At 37.3% G+C, this 17,538-nt stretch carries 11 protein-coding genes; 2 read left to right on the plus strand and 9 right to left on the minus strand.

The window, feature by feature from the left end; translation table 11 throughout:
- Window positions 1–12: 12 nt before the first annotated feature.
- The 7 genes from EZ428_RS19200 to EZ428_RS24130 all read right to left on the minus strand — a co-directional run bounded on the left by EZ428_RS19200 (window position 13) and on the right by EZ428_RS24130 (window position 12,406).
- Window positions 13–1,854, minus strand: coding sequence for a glycoside hydrolase family 2 protein (locus tag EZ428_RS19200; RefSeq protein WP_131554820.1), 1,842 nt, complete (start codon window positions 1,852–1,854; stop codon window positions 13–15).
- 15 nt (window positions 1,855–1,869) lie between these two features.
- Complete coding sequence (locus EZ428_RS19205) at window positions 1,870–3,372, minus strand: alpha-amylase family protein (protein WP_205945762.1); 1,503 nt, start codon at window positions 3,370–3,372, stop codon at window positions 1,870–1,872.
- Between the two features lie 6 nt (window positions 3,373–3,378).
- Window positions 3,379–5,382 carry a glycoside hydrolase family 97 protein gene (locus EZ428_RS19210; protein ID WP_131554821.1) on the minus strand — a complete coding sequence of 668 codons (2,004 nt, stop codon included), beginning with the start codon at window positions 5,380–5,382 and terminating at the stop codon, window positions 3,379–3,381.
- A 100-nt stretch (window positions 5,383–5,482) separates the two neighbouring features.
- On the minus strand, window positions 5,483–8,110 hold the full coding sequence (locus EZ428_RS19215) for a glycoside hydrolase family 3 C-terminal domain-containing protein (protein WP_131554822.1): 2,628 nt from the start codon (window positions 8,108–8,110) through the stop codon (window positions 5,483–5,485).
- A gap of 489 nt (window positions 8,111–8,599) precedes the next feature.
- A complete protein-coding gene (locus tag EZ428_RS19220) occupies window positions 8,600–10,507 on the minus strand; it encodes a glycoside hydrolase family 36 protein (protein WP_131554823.1) in 1,908 nt (635 codons plus the stop codon).
- A gap of 381 nt (window positions 10,508–10,888) precedes the next feature.
- Window positions 10,889–11,140 (minus strand): hypothetical protein, encoded by a 252-nt coding sequence (locus EZ428_RS19225; protein WP_131554824.1) that lies wholly within the window; start codon window positions 11,138–11,140, stop codon window positions 10,889–10,891.
- Between the two features lie 480 nt (window positions 11,141–11,620).
- Window positions 11,621–12,406, minus strand: a complete 786-nt coding sequence (locus tag EZ428_RS24130) for a hypothetical protein (RefSeq protein WP_205945763.1) — start codon at window positions 12,404–12,406, stop codon at window positions 11,621–11,623.
- Window positions 12,407–12,738: 332 nt separating this feature from the next.
- On the opposite strand from EZ428_RS24130, the gene EZ428_RS19235 reads away from it, so the two are divergent.
- Together EZ428_RS19235 and EZ428_RS19240 are read left to right on the plus strand one after the other, a co-directional pair.
- Window positions 12,739–12,930 (plus strand): hypothetical protein, encoded by a 192-nt coding sequence (locus tag EZ428_RS19235; RefSeq protein WP_131554825.1) that lies wholly within the window; start codon window positions 12,739–12,741, stop codon window positions 12,928–12,930.
- 32 nt (window positions 12,931–12,962) lie between these two features.
- Window positions 12,963–14,567, plus strand: coding sequence for a recombinase family protein (locus EZ428_RS19240; RefSeq protein WP_131554826.1), 1,605 nt, complete (start codon window positions 12,963–12,965; stop codon window positions 14,565–14,567).
- A gap of 54 nt (window positions 14,568–14,621) precedes the next feature.
- Here EZ428_RS19240 and EZ428_RS19245 read toward each other — a convergent pair whose 3' ends face one another.
- Both EZ428_RS19245 and EZ428_RS19250 read right to left on the minus strand, forming a co-directional pair.
- Window positions 14,622–16,139, minus strand: coding sequence for a hypothetical protein (locus EZ428_RS19245; protein ID WP_131554827.1), 1,518 nt, complete (start codon window positions 16,137–16,139; stop codon window positions 14,622–14,624).
- A 184-nt stretch (window positions 16,140–16,323) separates the two neighbouring features.
- Window positions 16,324–17,520, minus strand: coding sequence for a hypothetical protein (locus EZ428_RS19250; protein WP_131554828.1), 1,197 nt, complete (start codon window positions 17,518–17,520; stop codon window positions 16,324–16,326).
- Window positions 17,521–17,538: the final 18 nt, after the last annotated feature.

Here is a 17,538-nt window from a genome sequence, read left to right on the forward strand (position 1 = left end):
TAAACCCCTATTCTATTTATCATATAATTTTTCCATTTCATCATAATAGGCCTTTAAAACATAGAATGCCTTTTTCTTTTTTCCATTATGGTCAAATAAACCCTTATTGTTCCATCCTTCCTGATAAATAGGATGATTACGACGTGGAGAACGGAAATCATTTAAAATCCAAGGCGATAAACCCGCAAAATTAGCAGGCATACGTTTAAACATCCCTACTTGTTCCCTGTAGTACCACTCTTGAAATTCTTCTGAATAACGAGTTAAGCTATCTGCATGAAAGCCTGAAAAACCTTCTGCCCCTGTTTCACTAAAAAATATTGGCTTATCGAATTTTGTGGCCCAGCTTACCTTTCTACTGTTATCTGGCAAGCCGCCATACCAACCTATATATTGGTTTACAGCTACCACATCGGTAAATTCACCCAATGGATCTTCAATTGTCTGAACACCCTGGATTCCAAAACTCTCTAGAGCAGCAGCCACAATCCGGCTTTGGTCCATTTCCTTGGCTTTCTTTACCAGTTTGCTCATGAATAATGTCCTGTCTGCATTTACAGGCGTTTCATTACCTACAGACCATATAATAATGCTGGCCCTATTTCTATCGCGAGTAATCATTTCTTCCAACTGGGTCTTTGCCTTTGCCAATACGTCGGCACTTTTAAAGTCAATTGTCCAATATACTGGTATTTCAGACCAGACCATGATGCCTAAGGAATCTGCCGCTCTTGTCATATACTCATTGTGCGGATAATGCGCCAATCGAACCATATTTGCATTTAATTCTTTGGCCTGTCCAAGTAAATGTTGCGCATCTTGATCACTATAAGCTCGACGAACTTGGTCTGGTATTTCTTCATGTACAGATATGCCCCTTAAAAAAACAGGTTTGCCATTTAAAATCAACTTACCTGCTTGTATTTCTATATTACGAAAGCCAATTTTGTCAACTATCTTTTCATTCTTAGTACTGATGATAACCTGATATAACTTAGGTGATTTTGGAGACCATAACCGTATGGTAGAAGACTTGACATTAAATGCAACGCTATCTCCAATTACGGTCAATTCACGTTTAATCTTTAACTCTGGAATTTCCAAGGTAACTTTCTCCTGCCCCTTTCTATTCAATTTTAACCATCCTTCAATAGTCTTGGCTTTGTTGGCATAACTGCCCTTGGCAAGTTGCAAACTGTAATCTTGCACAAAATCTTGTGGCACAAAAACAAGGTTTACATCTCTTGTTATCCCACCATAATTCCACCAGTCTGTATTTATGGTTGGTATTTCGTCAATGGATCTTTTATTATCTACCTTAACAACCAAAAAATTACCTTTTGCCTGTAATAATTTAGAAGGGATTTCAAAGTTGAATGCAGTAAAACCACCTTTATGCATCCCTAGCTTTTTACCGTTCAAATAAACATCTGCCCTATAGTTAACGGCCCCAAAGTGTAAGAATATCCTCTCACTGCTCGTTCCCAAGTCAACGTCAAAAGATTTTTTATACCAAACCGTACCTTCATAGTACATGAATTTATCGGCTTGTGAGTTCCAATCACCCGGAACCTTAATGGCGTATTTATCCGTGAAGCCAAATTCTTTCCTATCTGTTTTATTATCAAACTTCTCAGTATTCCAGTAAGCTTCCCTGTCATTTACATTTCTTTCCTCACGACGATAATCATAAAAACCAGTTTCGTAAGGATCGATAATATATTGCCAGATTCCATTTAAACTAATCGTTTTTCTGTTTAGCACATTAGTAATTAGATTTGATTGGGCCTGTGAATTAGTAAAGAATGATATTGCTATTAATGCAAATAGTAAGGAAATTTTTATTTCTTTCATTTGTGTTGTATTTTTTTAATATGTAATTAAGCTTTTATCAGCAATGAGTATGGGTCCGTCATAAACTGGAATTTTTTTAAAATTGAAGATATTACCTTCTTTACTCCAATTACTTTTTGGAATTTCAAATACTTTACCTGTAATGATATCTACAAGAACAGGTTCATTAAAATTGCCATTTATGAAAGAAAAATCAAGGATCTTTACATCGTTGATATTTGTCGGAATGCCTTCATCAGACCAAATGGTATAAATTTGTTGCTTAGTTTTTCGATGTATGTATCCGTACACAGCTAAACTTCTATCAGTTCCCTTTGTATATCTCACTGCATCTTTTGCAACCATAACTTTTTTCTCATAGGTAGGATGTATATCTGTAATACGTTCTAGGCTATGGTCAAAAATTGAGGCAACAACTTGTACAGAACGGTAAGCCAACTTTGGACGGAGGATTTTTTTTGTAGAGTCTGATTGCAGTAGCCCTTTTATGTTTAACAATTTAATAGGCCCGCTAGTGTAAGCAATATCTGAGATCGTAAAAACGCTCGATTCTACATCATGACCTAAATTGCTCAGCATTCTACGTGTATTCCATTTTGCTTGAGAAAGCTCCGTCCAATTGTAATCTCCAAGAGCACCTCTGCCAAAACCAGGACCAGAGGGTGCCCCGTTTTCTCCCTGCCTTAATTTTACCTTGCTATCGTATTTTTTTAAAATGTCCCTAAGCTTTTCTACCAATAAATCATTAGCATCAGGATTATAGACATAATCATGGTAAGTAATGTTATCAAAAAGATGCAGTTTGTTTCTATCCTTCAGAATTTTAAAAAATTGGTCTGCATATTTTAAATCGATGTGCCCTAAAGATAAGCCAGATACTTTTGCATTAGGCTGTAGTTTTTTGATGATGTCAATCGTTCTGATATTAATTGCAGCTACAAAATCGGGGGTGTTTTGCAGGTTGTCTCCAAAATTTCCTTCATTCCAAATTTCCCACTCATCTACCCTATCTTTATACCTACGTACCATTGCAGTCGCAAAATTATCCCAAGCTGTTAATGCTTCTTCAGAATGAGGCAAACCTGCACCCAATGCAGAACCTCCTCCGCCAGGGTAAATTGGATTACCATACGAAATTTGCAGCCAAGGCTTTAGACCACGTTTTACGGCATCATTTATAATATGATCTAACCATTTCCAATCATATTGACCTTTAATTTTTTCCGTTTTTGCCCATCCACCTTGCAATCTAATTTTCCTGATCCCCAAAGGAACCAGATATTCTTTGTAAGAATCGTAATTTGCAAAATCACGATCCAAGGTTTCGCAACCAATTATCCAATTAGATGAATCAATCTCATTTGCCATTTTAGGTTTTACGTTACCCAAAAACGGGAAAGAAACAACTAATTCTGGTTGGTCGCTTTTTACTGTAGCAATTTTGTTTTGCTGTGCTTTACAACTATAAAAAGCAATTAAAAACCCTATTAAAACAACTATTTTTTTTGAATTATCCATCATCTTTTATTTTATCTTTTCTAACTTAATTGCAAAGCCGCCACCGTTGGCCATTTGTATTTCAAGCGAAGAAGCTTTATCAATTTTTTGAGTAGTTTTTTTATAATCGCTTCCTATTCTGTTGGCGTTAATACCGTCAGAAAATATGGTGGCTTGGTAATCACCTGCATCTAAAAAATCGAATTTAATTTTAACATTTTTACCCGTCCAATTATTTAAGCCCGCTATATGCCAAGTACTGCCTTTTCTTCTAGCAATCACCGCATGATCGCCTATTTTACCCTCTAATGGAATGGTATCATCCCAAGTATTTGGCATAGCAGCTAGGTAAGCTAGAATTTCTGGCTCTTTTTGATATGCAGTTGGCGCATCTGCAAGCATCTCAAATGGAGCATAATACATGGTAAACATAGCCAATTGATTACACCTTGTCCCTAAGGTCATTGGTCTGAAAAAGCTCTTTCTATAGTCTATTAAGTTTGAATTGTACAAGCCACCAGGTGTATAATCCATCGGCCCAGCCAACATCCTGGTAAAAGGTAAAATTGTTGCTTGGGTTAAAATATCAACCTCAGAAAATTTGTTCCATTCCAGGCCTTGCACAGCTTCAAAGTTAAGTATGTTAGGGTAGGTTCTTTCTAACCCTGTTGGTTTATAAGCTGCATGAAAATCAATGATCATTTTACGTTTGGCAGTCTCTTTAGCCAGCCTCTCATAAAAACAAACAACAGTTTGATCATCGCGATTCATGAAATCAACCTTCACCCCTTTAACTCCCCATTTCTGAAATTGATCTAACGCTTCAATCATTTGTCTGTCTAAGGTATGCCAAACGCACCACAGAATAATTCCAACACCTTTTTGCTTTGCATAGTTAAACAGATAAGGCATATCTAATGTGCCCGACAAAGCTGTTGTACCACTGGTAACTACAGAACCATCGTTTACTTTTAATAAATCGAATTGATCACTCCAACCTTCGTCCATCATGATGTACTCTAGCTTGTTCTCAGCTGCGAAGTCGATAAAATATTTATAAGTTGCTGTGTTAAAACCCGATTTAAAATCAACTCCAGTAAGGTTATTCGCATTCCACCAATCCCATGATACTTTACCTGGCTTAATCCAGGAGGTATCTTCAATTTTATTTTCGCTGGCTAGTAGATACACTAAATTGTTGTACAGAAGATCCTTATCATTTTCTTCCAAAATCATTAACCTCCAAGGAAAATCTCTGATACCTTCTGTTTCAGCAATGTAATCTGCATCCAATAAAGAAAGCTTATTAAAATTGTCTTGTCCGCCAATGGTATCCTTTAAAATAAATTTTGGAGAAATTCCTTTTAGTGTGTTATTGCCAGCATAGGTTAAATAGTAACCTGGATAATCTAATAAATCTGATTCCGTAATAGCCACCTTTATGCCGTTACTCTCTGTAACAAAAGGCAATGAGGCAATTGGCTTACCTATCAGGGAAGAAATTTTTTTCTTAAAAAACTGTTCTTCGTAACTAAACTGAAACGAATTGGTGGTTTGTATCCAAGCATCGGCGTCAGCAGTAAGCTGATAGTTAATCTGCTCCTCCTTTACTTTTATTCTGCCTGGTAGAGATGTTCTAAAACGATAAGCTACTCCATTATCAAAAACCCTGAATACGATGTCATAGTTTTCTTTAAATTTAATGATAATCTCATTGTATGCATCTCTGTAATTGGATGCCATCCCGTACAGCGGTTGAACATTTTGATTGACGTTTCTTCTGGAAGTTTTTACAACCGTATTATCTTCCCCTATTATTTTACCATCGCTTAGCAAAATAGCTAGTTTACTAGGCAATAACACCTGCTTTTGATTATGGGTTACGCTATAGGAAAGCGTTTGACCTGCCGTGATTTTCACCTCTGTTTTTGCATCAGGTGAGAAGAGGCTAAAATGCTTCTTCTGTGCAACCACTCTACTGCTGTAAATCAAGCAAATAATACCTAAGAAAAGTTTATATCTAGAGTTCATTGTGAGTTAATTATTTCAATTAGTATTTAAAGTATATCATTACTTTAAATGAATAATATAATCATTTAAAAACCGTTCATACGGGAATTTCTATGTTGGGTTAGTTAAAAATAAATTGCTTTTGGATGGATTTACCTTGTGAAATTAACACTGCGTTAGGTTGAGCACCGCCTACTGCTATATCTAAACTACCTTTCATAAGTTCTAATTTCCCAAGGCTGTTTACTTCGCTAAGTTCGTTGTAGCCCAATTTGAATTGCAATTGTTTTGTTTCTCCAGCTTTAAAATAATTACGTTGATAACCTTTCAATGTTCTAATAGGCGTTTTATACGAATTATTCTTATGAGCCAAATAAAGTTGAGCCACCTCATCGCCAGCAATTTTACCAGTATTTGTAATATCTACCGAGACCAATATTTCATTAGATTTTGGAGACTTTGAAATTTTAAGGTTGCTGTATTTAAAAGTGGTATAACTTAATCCATGCCCGAATGCAAATAATGGTTCTCCTTTAAAATAACGATAGGTTCGGTTATCCATACTGTAATCCTCGAAGTCTGGCAAATCGCTTATGTTTTTGTAAAATGTTATCGGCAAACGCCCGGCTGGGTTGTAATCTCCAAACAGAACATCGGCAATTGCTTGACCACCTGCCTGGCCACCATACCAAGCCTGTAAAATAACAGGCAAATTTGCAGCTTCCCACTCGAAACCCATTGCTCCACCACTCATGTTTACAAAAACTACTGGCTTCCCTGTAGCTTTCAGAGCTTTCATTACATCGGTTTGTATTTTTGGCAGCTCAATGTTTGTACGGTCTCCTCCTTTAAACCCCTCAACTGATACCGGCATCGCCTCACCTTCTAAACTTGCAGCTATCCCACCTACAAAAACAATCACATCGGCATCTTTAACTCTTGATGCAATGGTTGCGGGACTAGCTGTTTCGATAGTACCCATGTTAAATTCGATTTCTGCGTTATCGCTATACTGCAGGTAATCGATCACGAGTTTATATATTTTACCTTTTTGTACTTTAAGCGTATAGTAACCTCCCTTTAAATCCGTATCGATTTGCTTTTCGCCATTTACAAATAACTTTACATTATCATCACCTTTTAGCTCGAACACTACCTCTCCAGATTCATCAGCTTTATAATCCGCGGTAAAGCGCATTGAAAATTGATTGGCAATAATTCCTTCTGCAACTTGTTCTCCATCTCCCCATTGGAAGTTGATTTTTGGCACTCTTGAAACAACCGCGGGTTTGCCTTCCCATTTATTATTCTTAAAATATGCTACTTGGAATCCTGGCTTGCCCTCAAAGCTAAAATTATTACCCTTCCAGTTTGGCTTAAAAACCTTGTTATCTATCAGATTACAACCTTTTTCGTAAACAACCTCGATACCTTGTTTACTGCGAATACCATCTAAAACTGATGAAATATACGATGGAAAACCGTAATAATTGGCCAACATTACAGTTTTATCATCAGCATTTGGGCCAACGAGTGCAATCTTTTTAACTCCTTTACCGAAAGGCAAAACATTAGCACTTTTTTGCTTGAGAGGTTCATTTTTTAACAACACCATCGACTGACGAGCCATTTTTAAGGCATGTGCCTTGTGTGCAGCGCTTTCCAAAACAGAAGTGTCAATTTTAGAAAAAGGAACTTCTTTATCCTCATCAAACATACCGAGCCTAAAACGGATGGTAAAAAGTCTTTTAACAGAAGTCGTGATTTCTTTTTCGGTGATCAAGCCATCATTAACTGCTTTTAACAATGCCCTATACGTTGGGTCGCCTGAACACTCGCAATCAGTACCGTGTAAAACGGCATCAGCGGCGGCGGCCTCTTTGCTTGGATGAGTTTTATGTGTTCGCCAAAAATGACTAATCCCACCACAATCTGACGTTACATAACCTGTAAACTTCCAATCATCACGCAAAATTTTCTGCATTAATTTATCGCTTCCACAACATGGTTGACCATCAAAAGCATTATATGCACACATTACGCCACTTACTTTAGCATCAACTATCAAATCTCTAAATGCCGGCAAATAAGTATCCCATAAGTCAAAATCAGATACTTTGGCATTAAATGTACTTCTGTTCCATTCTGGACCGCTATGTACTGCAAAATGTTTTGCACAGGCTGATGCTTTGAGGTATTTGGGATGATCGCCTTCTAAACCCCTAACAAATGCTTTTCCCAATGTTCCGGTTAGGTATGGGTCTTCGCCATAAGTTTCTTGTCCTCTACCCCATCTTGGATCTCTAAAAATATTAATGTTAGGTGTCCAATAAGTTAGCCCTAAATATATACCGGTTTTCCCTTGTCTTTTAGAATCGTTATATATCGCTCTACCTTCTATTGCACTATAATTCGCCATAGTTTTAAGCGATGTTGTATCCCAAGTGGCAGCCATTGCAATAGCTTGCGGATAGGATGTTACATTGTATGAACTACGGGCTACTCCGTGTAAAGTTTCGTTCCACCAGTTGTAAGCAGGAATGTTTAATCGCTTAATGGCCGGAGAATTATTAACCATTTGAGATATTTTTTCTTCTAGCGTTAACAGGCCAACTAAGTTATCTACCCTTACTTCTGTTGGTAAAGTGCTATTTTGAAATGGGTATTGATGCTTCTTTTGAATTGAAAATGAAAGGAAGGTAAAAATTGAAATTACAAAAGCTATTGCTAAAATATTTTTAAATGACATCTGTGTTTTAATCAAATTTTATATTAAATAAACCATTTCTACAAATTAATTATTGCAGGATTTCGTGCCAAAATATTTGCAAAAAATTTCTTAAGATATTGATTAAATACAGAAATTAAATATTTGGCCGTGCATCTTTTGAAATAATCAATAATTTGATCATTATCCTTAAATGCTTGTTAACAAAAATAGAATAGAATAGCGCATTGGCATTTATCTATATTTGCACTTCTTATTATTATATTTGCTTTAGTGATAAATTTCCAAAAAAAAACTCCATTTTTTTCTTCTTATGTAAATTTTGTGGATATGAACTTTTATGATTATTGTCTACTTAAGATTATTAAATTCCGCCATTCGCTAAAAACCCTCCATCAACAGCAATGGTAATTCTAGTTACAAAACCTTAAGCTTCATCATCTAATAAATAATAGTTCCTAATTTTCCATTTTAAGTTTGAAATTAGCTCTTATAAAATATTAAATTAAGTTATAGTACTCTAATAATTCCAGAACCAGGTACATTAATTTTTACCAGTCCATTAAAATTTATCTTTTCTTTTCTAAGCAAAACCCCAGTACAGGTATACACCATAATGGTTCTTGTGCCAAAATTCTTGCTGAGGTCAAGTACCAGTTTATCTTGATGAGTTCCATTCACAATCAATGCATTTTTTTCTAATTTTCGAGGGCTCAAAATAGTGGGTTGGTAAGCAACTACCACGGTTTGATCCTTTGTTGAGGTTTCCGACCATGTGTAGTGAGAATCGGGACCGTAGTTAAATGCTTCACCCCTAGTCAATGCAAAGTTAAAGGTTCGCCACTGCTTTAGTAAAAAAGTGAGCATTTTAAGGTGTTCAGCATTCATTTTAGTTAAATCGGTAGATACTTGCGGTACCGACAACATGGTATGTAACAATTGTAAGGCAGCAGCTTGCACGTTTTCATTTTCATTCCAGGCCAACGGATCAGCGTGAATTACCTGATAGTTTAAATTCCTGGTATCAAGCGTACGTGTCCTGTTTTCCATCACATCGTTAGGGCAATCTACAGCTCTAAACATATTGGCATATTGTTGCATCACAGGACTGGTATAGAACTGTCTAAACTCAATCAGCACCTCTGGATTTAAGGCTAGACAACCCGTATAAATTTCTGAAAGCAGTTTTACCGTGGCTTCCTCTACGCTTTCATAGTCACGCCCATTTCCCTGCGCCAAATTTTTGCCGGCATACCTGGTATTTATAAGATCCATAAAATCTATTTTGAAGCCATCGATACCAGTTTCCTTCATCAAGTTTATTAGACGTTCGGCCAAGTATTTCCTCACTTCTGGAAATCGAGGATCTGCCACCCATGCCTTCGCCCATTCTGCTCTGTAAAGCATTTTATCCTTTAATTTCTCATAGATTTTGGAATTTTCTCCAATCATGCTAGGGCCGACCCAAAGCATGTAGTTCATACCCATTGACTGTACCTTTTTCACATGACCCTTAAAATCCGTAAATCTAGTTTTATCTATTTCCCAATCTCCATTATACAAACAATATCCTGCCTTTGCATCTTGTGCCTTCTGCCAACCATCGTCTACAATAATTGTTTCGCAGCCTAATTGCTTGGCCAGCCTAGCCTGATCTTCAACGTTTTTTGCATTTACACCATCAGCCTTTAAAGCATACCAAGTACAATAAAATGGCATATGAGCTTTTGGTGGAACATTCGCAATCCTTAACTGGTTTTCATCCTTCCACCAAGTTAATAAATCTCGTTGCGCTTGATTATAATGTATATCCCTAGTATCAAAGCGCATTTTAACTTTATAAACTTCTACTGGCTTTTTTGCATATTCAAATAAACCAATCTTCAAATCAAAACCTACGCCATCTTGCTCATTTTCTCCTGCATTAAAGGTAATTGGAAAAATTAGTTCAGACGCAGCAATGGTTAATCTATTTTGGCTATTTGTATTAAAAAAAGTCATACTGGGCTGATCCATTGTGGCTGAGGTGAATTTTGTCTTTGCATCATAATTCACAGGAATCATCCTAGAAATCTCATAATCATATAACGAAGATGCGTCACTAGCATTGGTGCCATGGGGCGTTAAATAACTTTGAATATCAATAGAAGGCTGTTTAAAAGAAATTACCACTGGCTTTGGAACTCCAGAGATTGTGCCCTTTAAACTAATGGTAAGTTCGCTAACACCGGGTGCAATTAATGTTACACTTAAACTTCTCTTAAAATTATCATCTTTCCCATCAACCTTAACTTTTAAATTACCCACTTGAATGGTTTGGCACCATGCAAATAGTGGCATAAACGTGATCAGAAAAGCAATCAGCGTTTTAGATGTCTTTAACATACCAGCAAATTTTATAGGGTAAGATTCTTTCATAGCAGTAATGCGGTATTAGGTTGATGTTGCTCAAGGGCAATCTTCCTACTGTTTATAAATGGTATTGGACAAATGTATTTTTTAATCAATACATACACTTTACCTTAATTTGCCATTACTTGAACTCTTTTTGCGAACATAAAATGCTCAATATATAACAAAAATAGATTTGTAAAGCAAAAATTGTATCAGTCCTGGAAACACACCAGCTGAAAAAGCAATCAACCCATAAAAAAGGGGATGTGATCATGGCATATTTTATAATAAGATCTACTTATGCCAAGCACGAGTGTGGTGATGGCATGGTTAATTTTATGCACAGCAGTCTTTGCCTCTGTGACACCAAAGTAACTATAAAATTGTCTTCCTTCTTTTTAAGGGCTAATGACTTACACTCTGCCCCTCACCTTTATTCGGCCTAGACCTCACCCTCTTCCTCGTCTCCTTCACCTCCACCTTCACCTCCTGCTTTGCACATTCCGTTTTCAACAAGTCAAAAACCTCCCTCTTGATCTGTTTGTAATTCTCCTCCACCATCTCCGCCGTCACTTTTTTCACTATCGGAATATCCTTATACCCTTTTTCCTCCAACGCAATCGCCCCATGGTCATTCTGAATTTCTGAATGTAACATCTTCAGCTTGATCTTCTGCTCGGGATTATCCGACACAACACCAACAAATTCTCCGGAACTCAGAGTTGCAATCTTGCTCGCCGGAATGGCATAATCCTTTGCCTAGACCACGCGGGCTACAAAACAAAGCTCCTTACCGGGTGCTAATAACATCGGCTTAATGGATAAATGAACGGTTGTGGAATAATTAAACGATGGCTTTTGCAGGTAGTTTGCCTACAGTTAATTCGACGGCATTTCTGAGCCGTTGCTTTATCGTTCGCCTGGGTGAAACGTGAACCTTTTTTAATTTGAGGTAAGGGGTTCCGTGGAAATTTCCTGCCTTTTACTTTTGGGTCTTTACCGTAGTTCATAAGATTGATTTTTGTTACGGTTCAAAGTTGGAGAGGTTAAAAATTAGTTTATGCCTAGTAGGTATAAATAAAATTTAAAAACCGGAAGGGCTAGCTGACGCTAGCCCTCTATTTTAGGGGAATCTCTCTAGTCAATGCTCATGGCATTGTCGTCGGCTTCAGATGCAAGTTGTATAACATGACCAACTAAAAAGGCATCGATCAGAGATAGCGCATAGTCCTTGCTAATTGGCAACATGTCTTCTCGCAATAGAATTTTATCAATATAATGCTCCGGATTCCATAGTTCCCGTGTTTGTTCGGGATGCTCAGGTTCGATGCTTTCTATAATTCTTTCAAATGCATTTCTTGCCGTGTCGATGAACTCTTTACGATTTTCAGCACTTAAAGGCAGGGAAGTAATTTGCTCCGATTCTTTAGTCTCGTAACTACGCGGATGCTTTTTTTCTGTTATCTTAAGCTTGCCAGTGGAAATGCGATAATCATAATGAAGGCTTTCAATACCCTCCGCAGGTACCCAAACATTGGTAAAGATTTCGAGTTTTGTTTCGGCATCAAATCTGGTATTATTTTCTTTTTCACCATGAGCAATGTAGTCTTTCCATTCCTCTACGCTGACCTTGTGCGCATTCTCGAAGAGCAGCTTCGCTAGTTCCAGTTCTACTGGTGAAGCTTTTGCCATATCTGCCCATTTGTTAAATCCTGCAAATTTAGAAATAACGTGTTGGGCATTCATTAGACTGAAATTGTCCTCTGGAATGTTAAAGTCAATAATAATCCCTTTTACGTCAAAGTATTTTGGGCTATACCGATAAGAATTACGGCGTGCTACTTTGTCGAAATAAGACGTTTGGGTTTTGTAATCTTTGTGAAGATTTTTAGCTTGAAGCTTTAAGAAGTCGATAGGTTTCATAATACATCCCTTTATGTTACCAATTTTATTATCTAGTTATTTAGCGTTCGTAATCTTGGTTAGATAATAAGCTTGGCAGGTTTGCATTATTAAACTAATTGGCTGATAAAATCTTTGCACGAACGGGCTAGCTTGCCAAAAGCATACACAATTATATGAATAATTTTCTCTGAACCAAAATCTAGTTTTTAATAGTTACTCCAGCCATACTAAGTTAAGCAGTAAGCTATATCTAGTAGTGATAAATAAATAATACGGATAAAATATTTATGCCTACTAGAGTAAAACACATTTGCGGATGCCCCATGTTTGCAGGGTAAAAATAAAAGTCTATGCTACCACAATATAGAAACGAAAAATTCAGCCTCACGCCGGTAAAAGCGCAACGAATGTTAGCAGAATACGATACACATATCACCTTGGAAGATGCAGAAATCATGTTGGAATTGTTGCGAAAATTGAGTAAATTGTCTGTGAGCGAAACGCTTAAACACGTTATCGCTTGTCAAAAAGAAGCCCCATGAAGGGGAAATTGTTAAACTTAATTTAATTGCCTATGCAGGTAGCAGATTTGTATGTCCGGGTGAGTACGGACGAGCAGACCAAGGGGTATTCTCCCCGAAGTCAGGAGGCAGTATTGAGACAATACTGCCAGTTGAGAAACATTACGGTGCGCCAGGTTTTCGTAGAAGACTACACGGCCAAGCACTTTAACAGGCCCGAATGGCGAAAGATCATGATTATTTTGCGCAAGCAAAGAAACCGAACCGATCTCTTGCTCTTCACCAAATGGGACAGGTTCAGTCGGAACACATCCGATGCCTACCAAATGATCGATGTGCTGAAAAAACTGGGCGTAGAGCCACAGGCAGTGGAACAGCCGCTAGACCTTACGGTACCTGAAAACAAGATGATGCTGGCCATTTACCTGACCGCCCCCGAAATTGAAAATGATCGTCGTGGTCTGAACACCAAAGCTGGAATACGCCAGGCTAAAAAAGAAGGCCGGTATATGGGGAAAGCGCCAAGAGGCTATATTAACAAAGCATACGAAGACGGCAGGCGCTATATCACCCTTCACGAACCGGATGCAACGATCATGCGCTGGGTTTTCAATGAAGTAGGCGAAGGCTTGTATTCATCGGAATCCATTATGAAACAAGCCAATAAGAAAGGGCTGAACATTGACAAGAATACATTTTTGATCAATCTTAGAAATCCCGTCTATTGCGGAAAGATCAGGGTTGCTGCCCATAACGATGAACCTGCCTATTTGGTTCAGGGACTGCACGAGCCATTGATTTCTGAAAGTTTATTTTACAAGGTGCAAGACATTATGGACGGTCGTTCAAAAATCTTAAAGGGACTGGCTATCGCCACGCCCAAAGATTTACCACTGCGAAACTTCATCAAATGTAACAGGTGCCCAAGAATGTTGACGGGTAGTGCCTCTAAAGGCAAAACGACCTACAGGGTATATTACCACTGCCGATCATCCTGCGGGGTAAGGTATAGAGCTGAAGATGTGAATAATGCCTTTATGGACGAGTTAACTACATTTATTCCCCGACCTGGTTATCCAGAGTTATTTGTCGCCAGCATTGCGGAGGCTTACGGCAACCAGCATAGAGCAATTAAGGAAGAAAGTGATGAATTAATCTTGCAAATCAGCACAGCCAATAAGAAAGTAGATGCTGCAAGGGAATTATTGATCCTGAATGAGCTTGAACCAAGTGAATACCGGAAGATCAAAGAAGAGAATAGTTCGATCATTGCACGCTTGGAGATGCGGCTAAATGAAGTAAACGTGCAGAAGTCGACGCATGTGAACATTAAAAAGCTTGCTGAAATGGCCGTTAGGGCACTATGTGAGTTGGACAAATTGTACGATATATCTTCAATTGAGGCGAAAAGATACCTAGTAGGCATTTTATTCCCTGATAAAATCACCTATGCAGAGGGGGCCTGTCGAACTCTGAAACTCAACCGGGGAGCTGAGCTAATATACCTGGAAAACAAGGCGTTACGAGCACAAAAAAAGGGGCAAAAACCTTTAAAAAAGTCTTTGCCCCATACAGGGTCAGTGGCGGTGCGTAATTCGAACCATTTTGTGGACGAATTGATTGAATTAGGCAGTTTTTCGAAAATTTTGAAAGCATAATATACCATTGAAAACGGTGACCATTACATTGGTTCTTTAACTTAATTTTGAAGGTTACTTTTTGCCATACTTCCTAAAGGCAGCAATAAATTGATAAATGATAAATCCAATTAAAAGTTTATGTAAATAATCTATTGCAAGTGCAGCACCATTAAGTTGGTTCTTTTCAATTAGAAAATCACTTCGGTGAGTTATATCAACAAAGGAGAAATAATAGCCAATTAGATTGGGGTCAAATTCAGTACATTGAAAAATGCGACCTATACTCCATAAATAGCTAATATAAAATATCGAACTGAAACCAAGGAACCACAGAAATGGTTTTTTTATAGACAGACCATGATTGTTTGATTTACTATTAATCCAAAGAATAACCTTATCCGCCGGAGATATTGACTTTACTTTATTTAAAGCAGTATGTGATATACCCTGCAATTTAAGTGATTCATAAACATTTCCTGTTCCTTCAAGTGCCTTTTTCAGTTGTAGGAAAATCTCGTATTGATCCTTATGATGGTTGGACGTTCTGTTCTCTGGATAGTGAATATTTTCTACTGGTAAAAAGTTCTCGTACGCTTCATACTTCTCGGGAAAGCTACAGGATGTAAATACGGAATTCGAAAACTTTGAACGGTAGAAAGACAATTTCTGAAAATCACCAAAATCAACATTATCGAACCAAGTATTGTCCAAATTACATTGATGGATACTTATTCTTGTTTCTTCCCCTTCTTCGTCATAAACAGGGCGAGGGGTAATGTTATAAAAACTCGCATCCAATTTTGGTGAAAATTCAGTAAGGTACAGGCTACCAATATTTGAATTCTGTACTGAAAATTTTCCACTGGGATTTCCCGATAAGGACAAAGACCGTAATCCAAAGTTATCAATTTCAGTTAACTCGTCCTCTGAATCCTTAGTATAAACGATATGGATTCCGACATTAAGTAATTTCTCTTCATCCGCTGTGAGCCTGTAGCCTAATCGATATACTCCAGTATTGAACTGCTTGATATATTTACCCGTTGGCTCCGTGGATTTTTTACTGGATGTGATTTTGATGATTTTAGCATTTTCGATATGATAATGTTGTTTTTCACGAAGTACTACCTTATGGTCATTTATCTGACGCTCACGGAATAATCTTCCCCACCAGTAGGGGAAAATATTTTCAGTTGTATAAGAAACATCTACTCTGGGAACATTTGTAACGAATATTCCATATTCCAGTAAACAATTATTTAAGGATACGGTTGTCAGATTGCTTGCTAAAATCCTTCCCCTTAACATAGAAGCATGAAAGTGAATAGATATATTTGTTGACGTTATATTTTCTATTTCAAGCTCTTTAATATAGCAGTTGTTAAAACTTATTGAAACTTTTTCAAAATCAATATCTTCTAAATTATCTATTATCAGCTTACGGAAAAAGCAAAATTGGAACACCACGACAATGCGTCCATCTTTAAAGGGCACACCCGCAAAATCCTTATTTCTAATCCTAATAGTAAGTTCATCAAATGAAATATTGCATATTTCTTTAAACGGCTTAGGGTAAAGTTTTTGCATCATAAGCATTTTCGATTGGCTTTCTAAACGTTAATATTCTCTCATTGTGCCAGATTTATCGAAAGTTACAGATAATTCCCTCTTATATCTTAATAAACCATGCATTTGGTAGTTAGTGATAAAATTGACAATTTGGTAAGACTAAATTTTAAGGCTGAAATCATAATTCCATATCAGGGTACCGGAGTTAATCCACAGCGATATCTTTGGCATTCATTCGAGTAAACATCTCTTGATAAGTCCATTTCATGGAATTAAATTCCATGCCAATCCTATCCAAAAAGTGTTGGCCAACACTGAATTCGACTACGCTATTTCCCTTCCATAGTGCTTTAAATGTGAGAACATAGTCTTCTTTAGTAGTGGGAACAATCTTATAACCAAAATTTTGTGCATACTCCTCCAGAACTGCCTGTTCCATAAAAAGTATAATGATAAGCCTGCCCTCAAGGAAATTTATATATTCTTTTGGATCTTGAATGGATAATGAAAATGGATAATATCCCATTTCTGAAAACTTTCTTGCATTCAGGTAATGTGCAATAGGTTTTAGCATTTTTTGGCGAGCAAGAGCGGAGGTAATTTTTGCATCAAAACCTTCTTCATTGTGCCCAACCACATATAACAGACCCCGTTCCGCTAAAGCAATTGCCTGTCCCTGGATTGCAGATCTTTTAATCAATTTATTTAATAGACCTATATGGTGTATTTCCTCGCTTAACATTTCGACTCTCACAATCTTTTGTTGAGTACCGAATAGACATTCCGCCTGGTCATTATACAGATATTCGAATAACTGGTCAGCGTTCTCCTTCTGGCGCGAAACACGCTGGTTAGTGTTGCTACTCGTTTTAACTTCAATGGGAACATAGCCCTCATCATCTACAAGGGTAATATCCCTAAACCGAAGCACCGAAGTCAAATCATGAATTATCGCCACCATTCCAACTTTAAAAGCTTGATTGAATAACTGTTTCTCAGCTTTATATCCAATCTTTCCTGACATAAATCCAGCATCTTGCTTAAAAACTTGCGGCTTGATATCATAACGGGAAATAAAGGTGTAAGCGATTCCATCACCTATAGATTTATAACAATTTATTAACCAATGATATTCCTCATTCTGGTATTCAAGGTAGTCGATTGAATTTTTTGCATTGACAGATTCTTCCTTTGTTAGGCGTTCAATGGGATTTTTACGGATTTTGTTAATGTGCTTTATTTCTTCTTTATTTTTTTTAATTCTGCTTTCTAGATAAAAATGTCTGCGGATAAGCTTTTCCTGCAGGACTTTCCATTTTAACGGATCTTTCATCGGATCTTTCCTTGCCTTATGTAGGGCTTCTAAGCAATCTAAAAGGGATTTCTTGTAATAATTTACCATTTCTAAGCGATTATTGGC

Source organism: Pedobacter frigiditerrae, from assembly GCF_004331645.1.
Classification (GTDB): Bacteria; Bacteroidota; Bacteroidia; order Sphingobacteriales; family Sphingobacteriaceae; genus Pedobacter; species Pedobacter frigiditerrae.

What these genes read in the sequence shown, in the direction of transcription:
- EZ428_RS19245 (WP_131554827.1), bottom strand. Translation starts at nt 16,139, where the DNA reads ATGATGCAAAAACTTTACCCTAAGCCGTTTAAAGAAATATGCAATATT.
- EZ428_RS19205 (WP_205945762.1), bottom strand. Translation starts at nt 3,372, where the DNA reads ATGGATAATTCAAAAAAAATAGTTGTTTTAATAGGGTTTTTAATTGCT.
- EZ428_RS19240 (WP_131554826.1), top strand. Translation starts at nt 12,963, where the DNA reads ATGCAGGTAGCAGATTTGTATGTCCGGGTGAGTACGGACGAGCAGACC.
- EZ428_RS19215 (WP_131554822.1), bottom strand. Translation starts at nt 8,110, where the DNA reads ATGTCATTTAAAAATATTTTAGCAATAGCTTTTGTAATTTCAATTTTT.
- EZ428_RS19225 (WP_131554824.1), bottom strand. Translation starts at nt 11,140, where the DNA reads ATGTTACATTCAGAAATTCAGAATGACCATGGGGCGATTGCGTTGGAG.
- EZ428_RS24130 (WP_205945763.1), bottom strand. Translation starts at nt 12,406, where the DNA reads ATGAAACCTATCGACTTCTTAAAGCTTCAAGCTAAAAATCTTCACAAA.
- EZ428_RS19250 (WP_131554828.1), bottom strand. Translation starts at nt 17,520, where the DNA reads ATGGTAAATTATTACAAGAAATCCCTTTTAGATTGCTTAGAAGCCCTA.
- EZ428_RS19210 (WP_131554821.1), bottom strand. Translation starts at nt 5,382, where the DNA reads ATGAACTCTAGATATAAACTTTTCTTAGGTATTATTTGCTTGATTTAC.
- EZ428_RS19235 (WP_131554825.1), top strand. Translation starts at nt 12,739, where the DNA reads ATGCTACCACAATATAGAAACGAAAAATTCAGCCTCACGCCGGTAAAA.
- EZ428_RS19220 (WP_131554823.1), bottom strand. Translation starts at nt 10,507, where the DNA reads ATGAAAGAATCTTACCCTATAAAATTTGCTGGTATGTTAAAGACATCT.
- EZ428_RS19200 (WP_131554820.1), bottom strand. Translation starts at nt 1,854, where the DNA reads ATGAAAGAAATAAAAATTTCCTTACTATTTGCATTAATAGCAATATCA.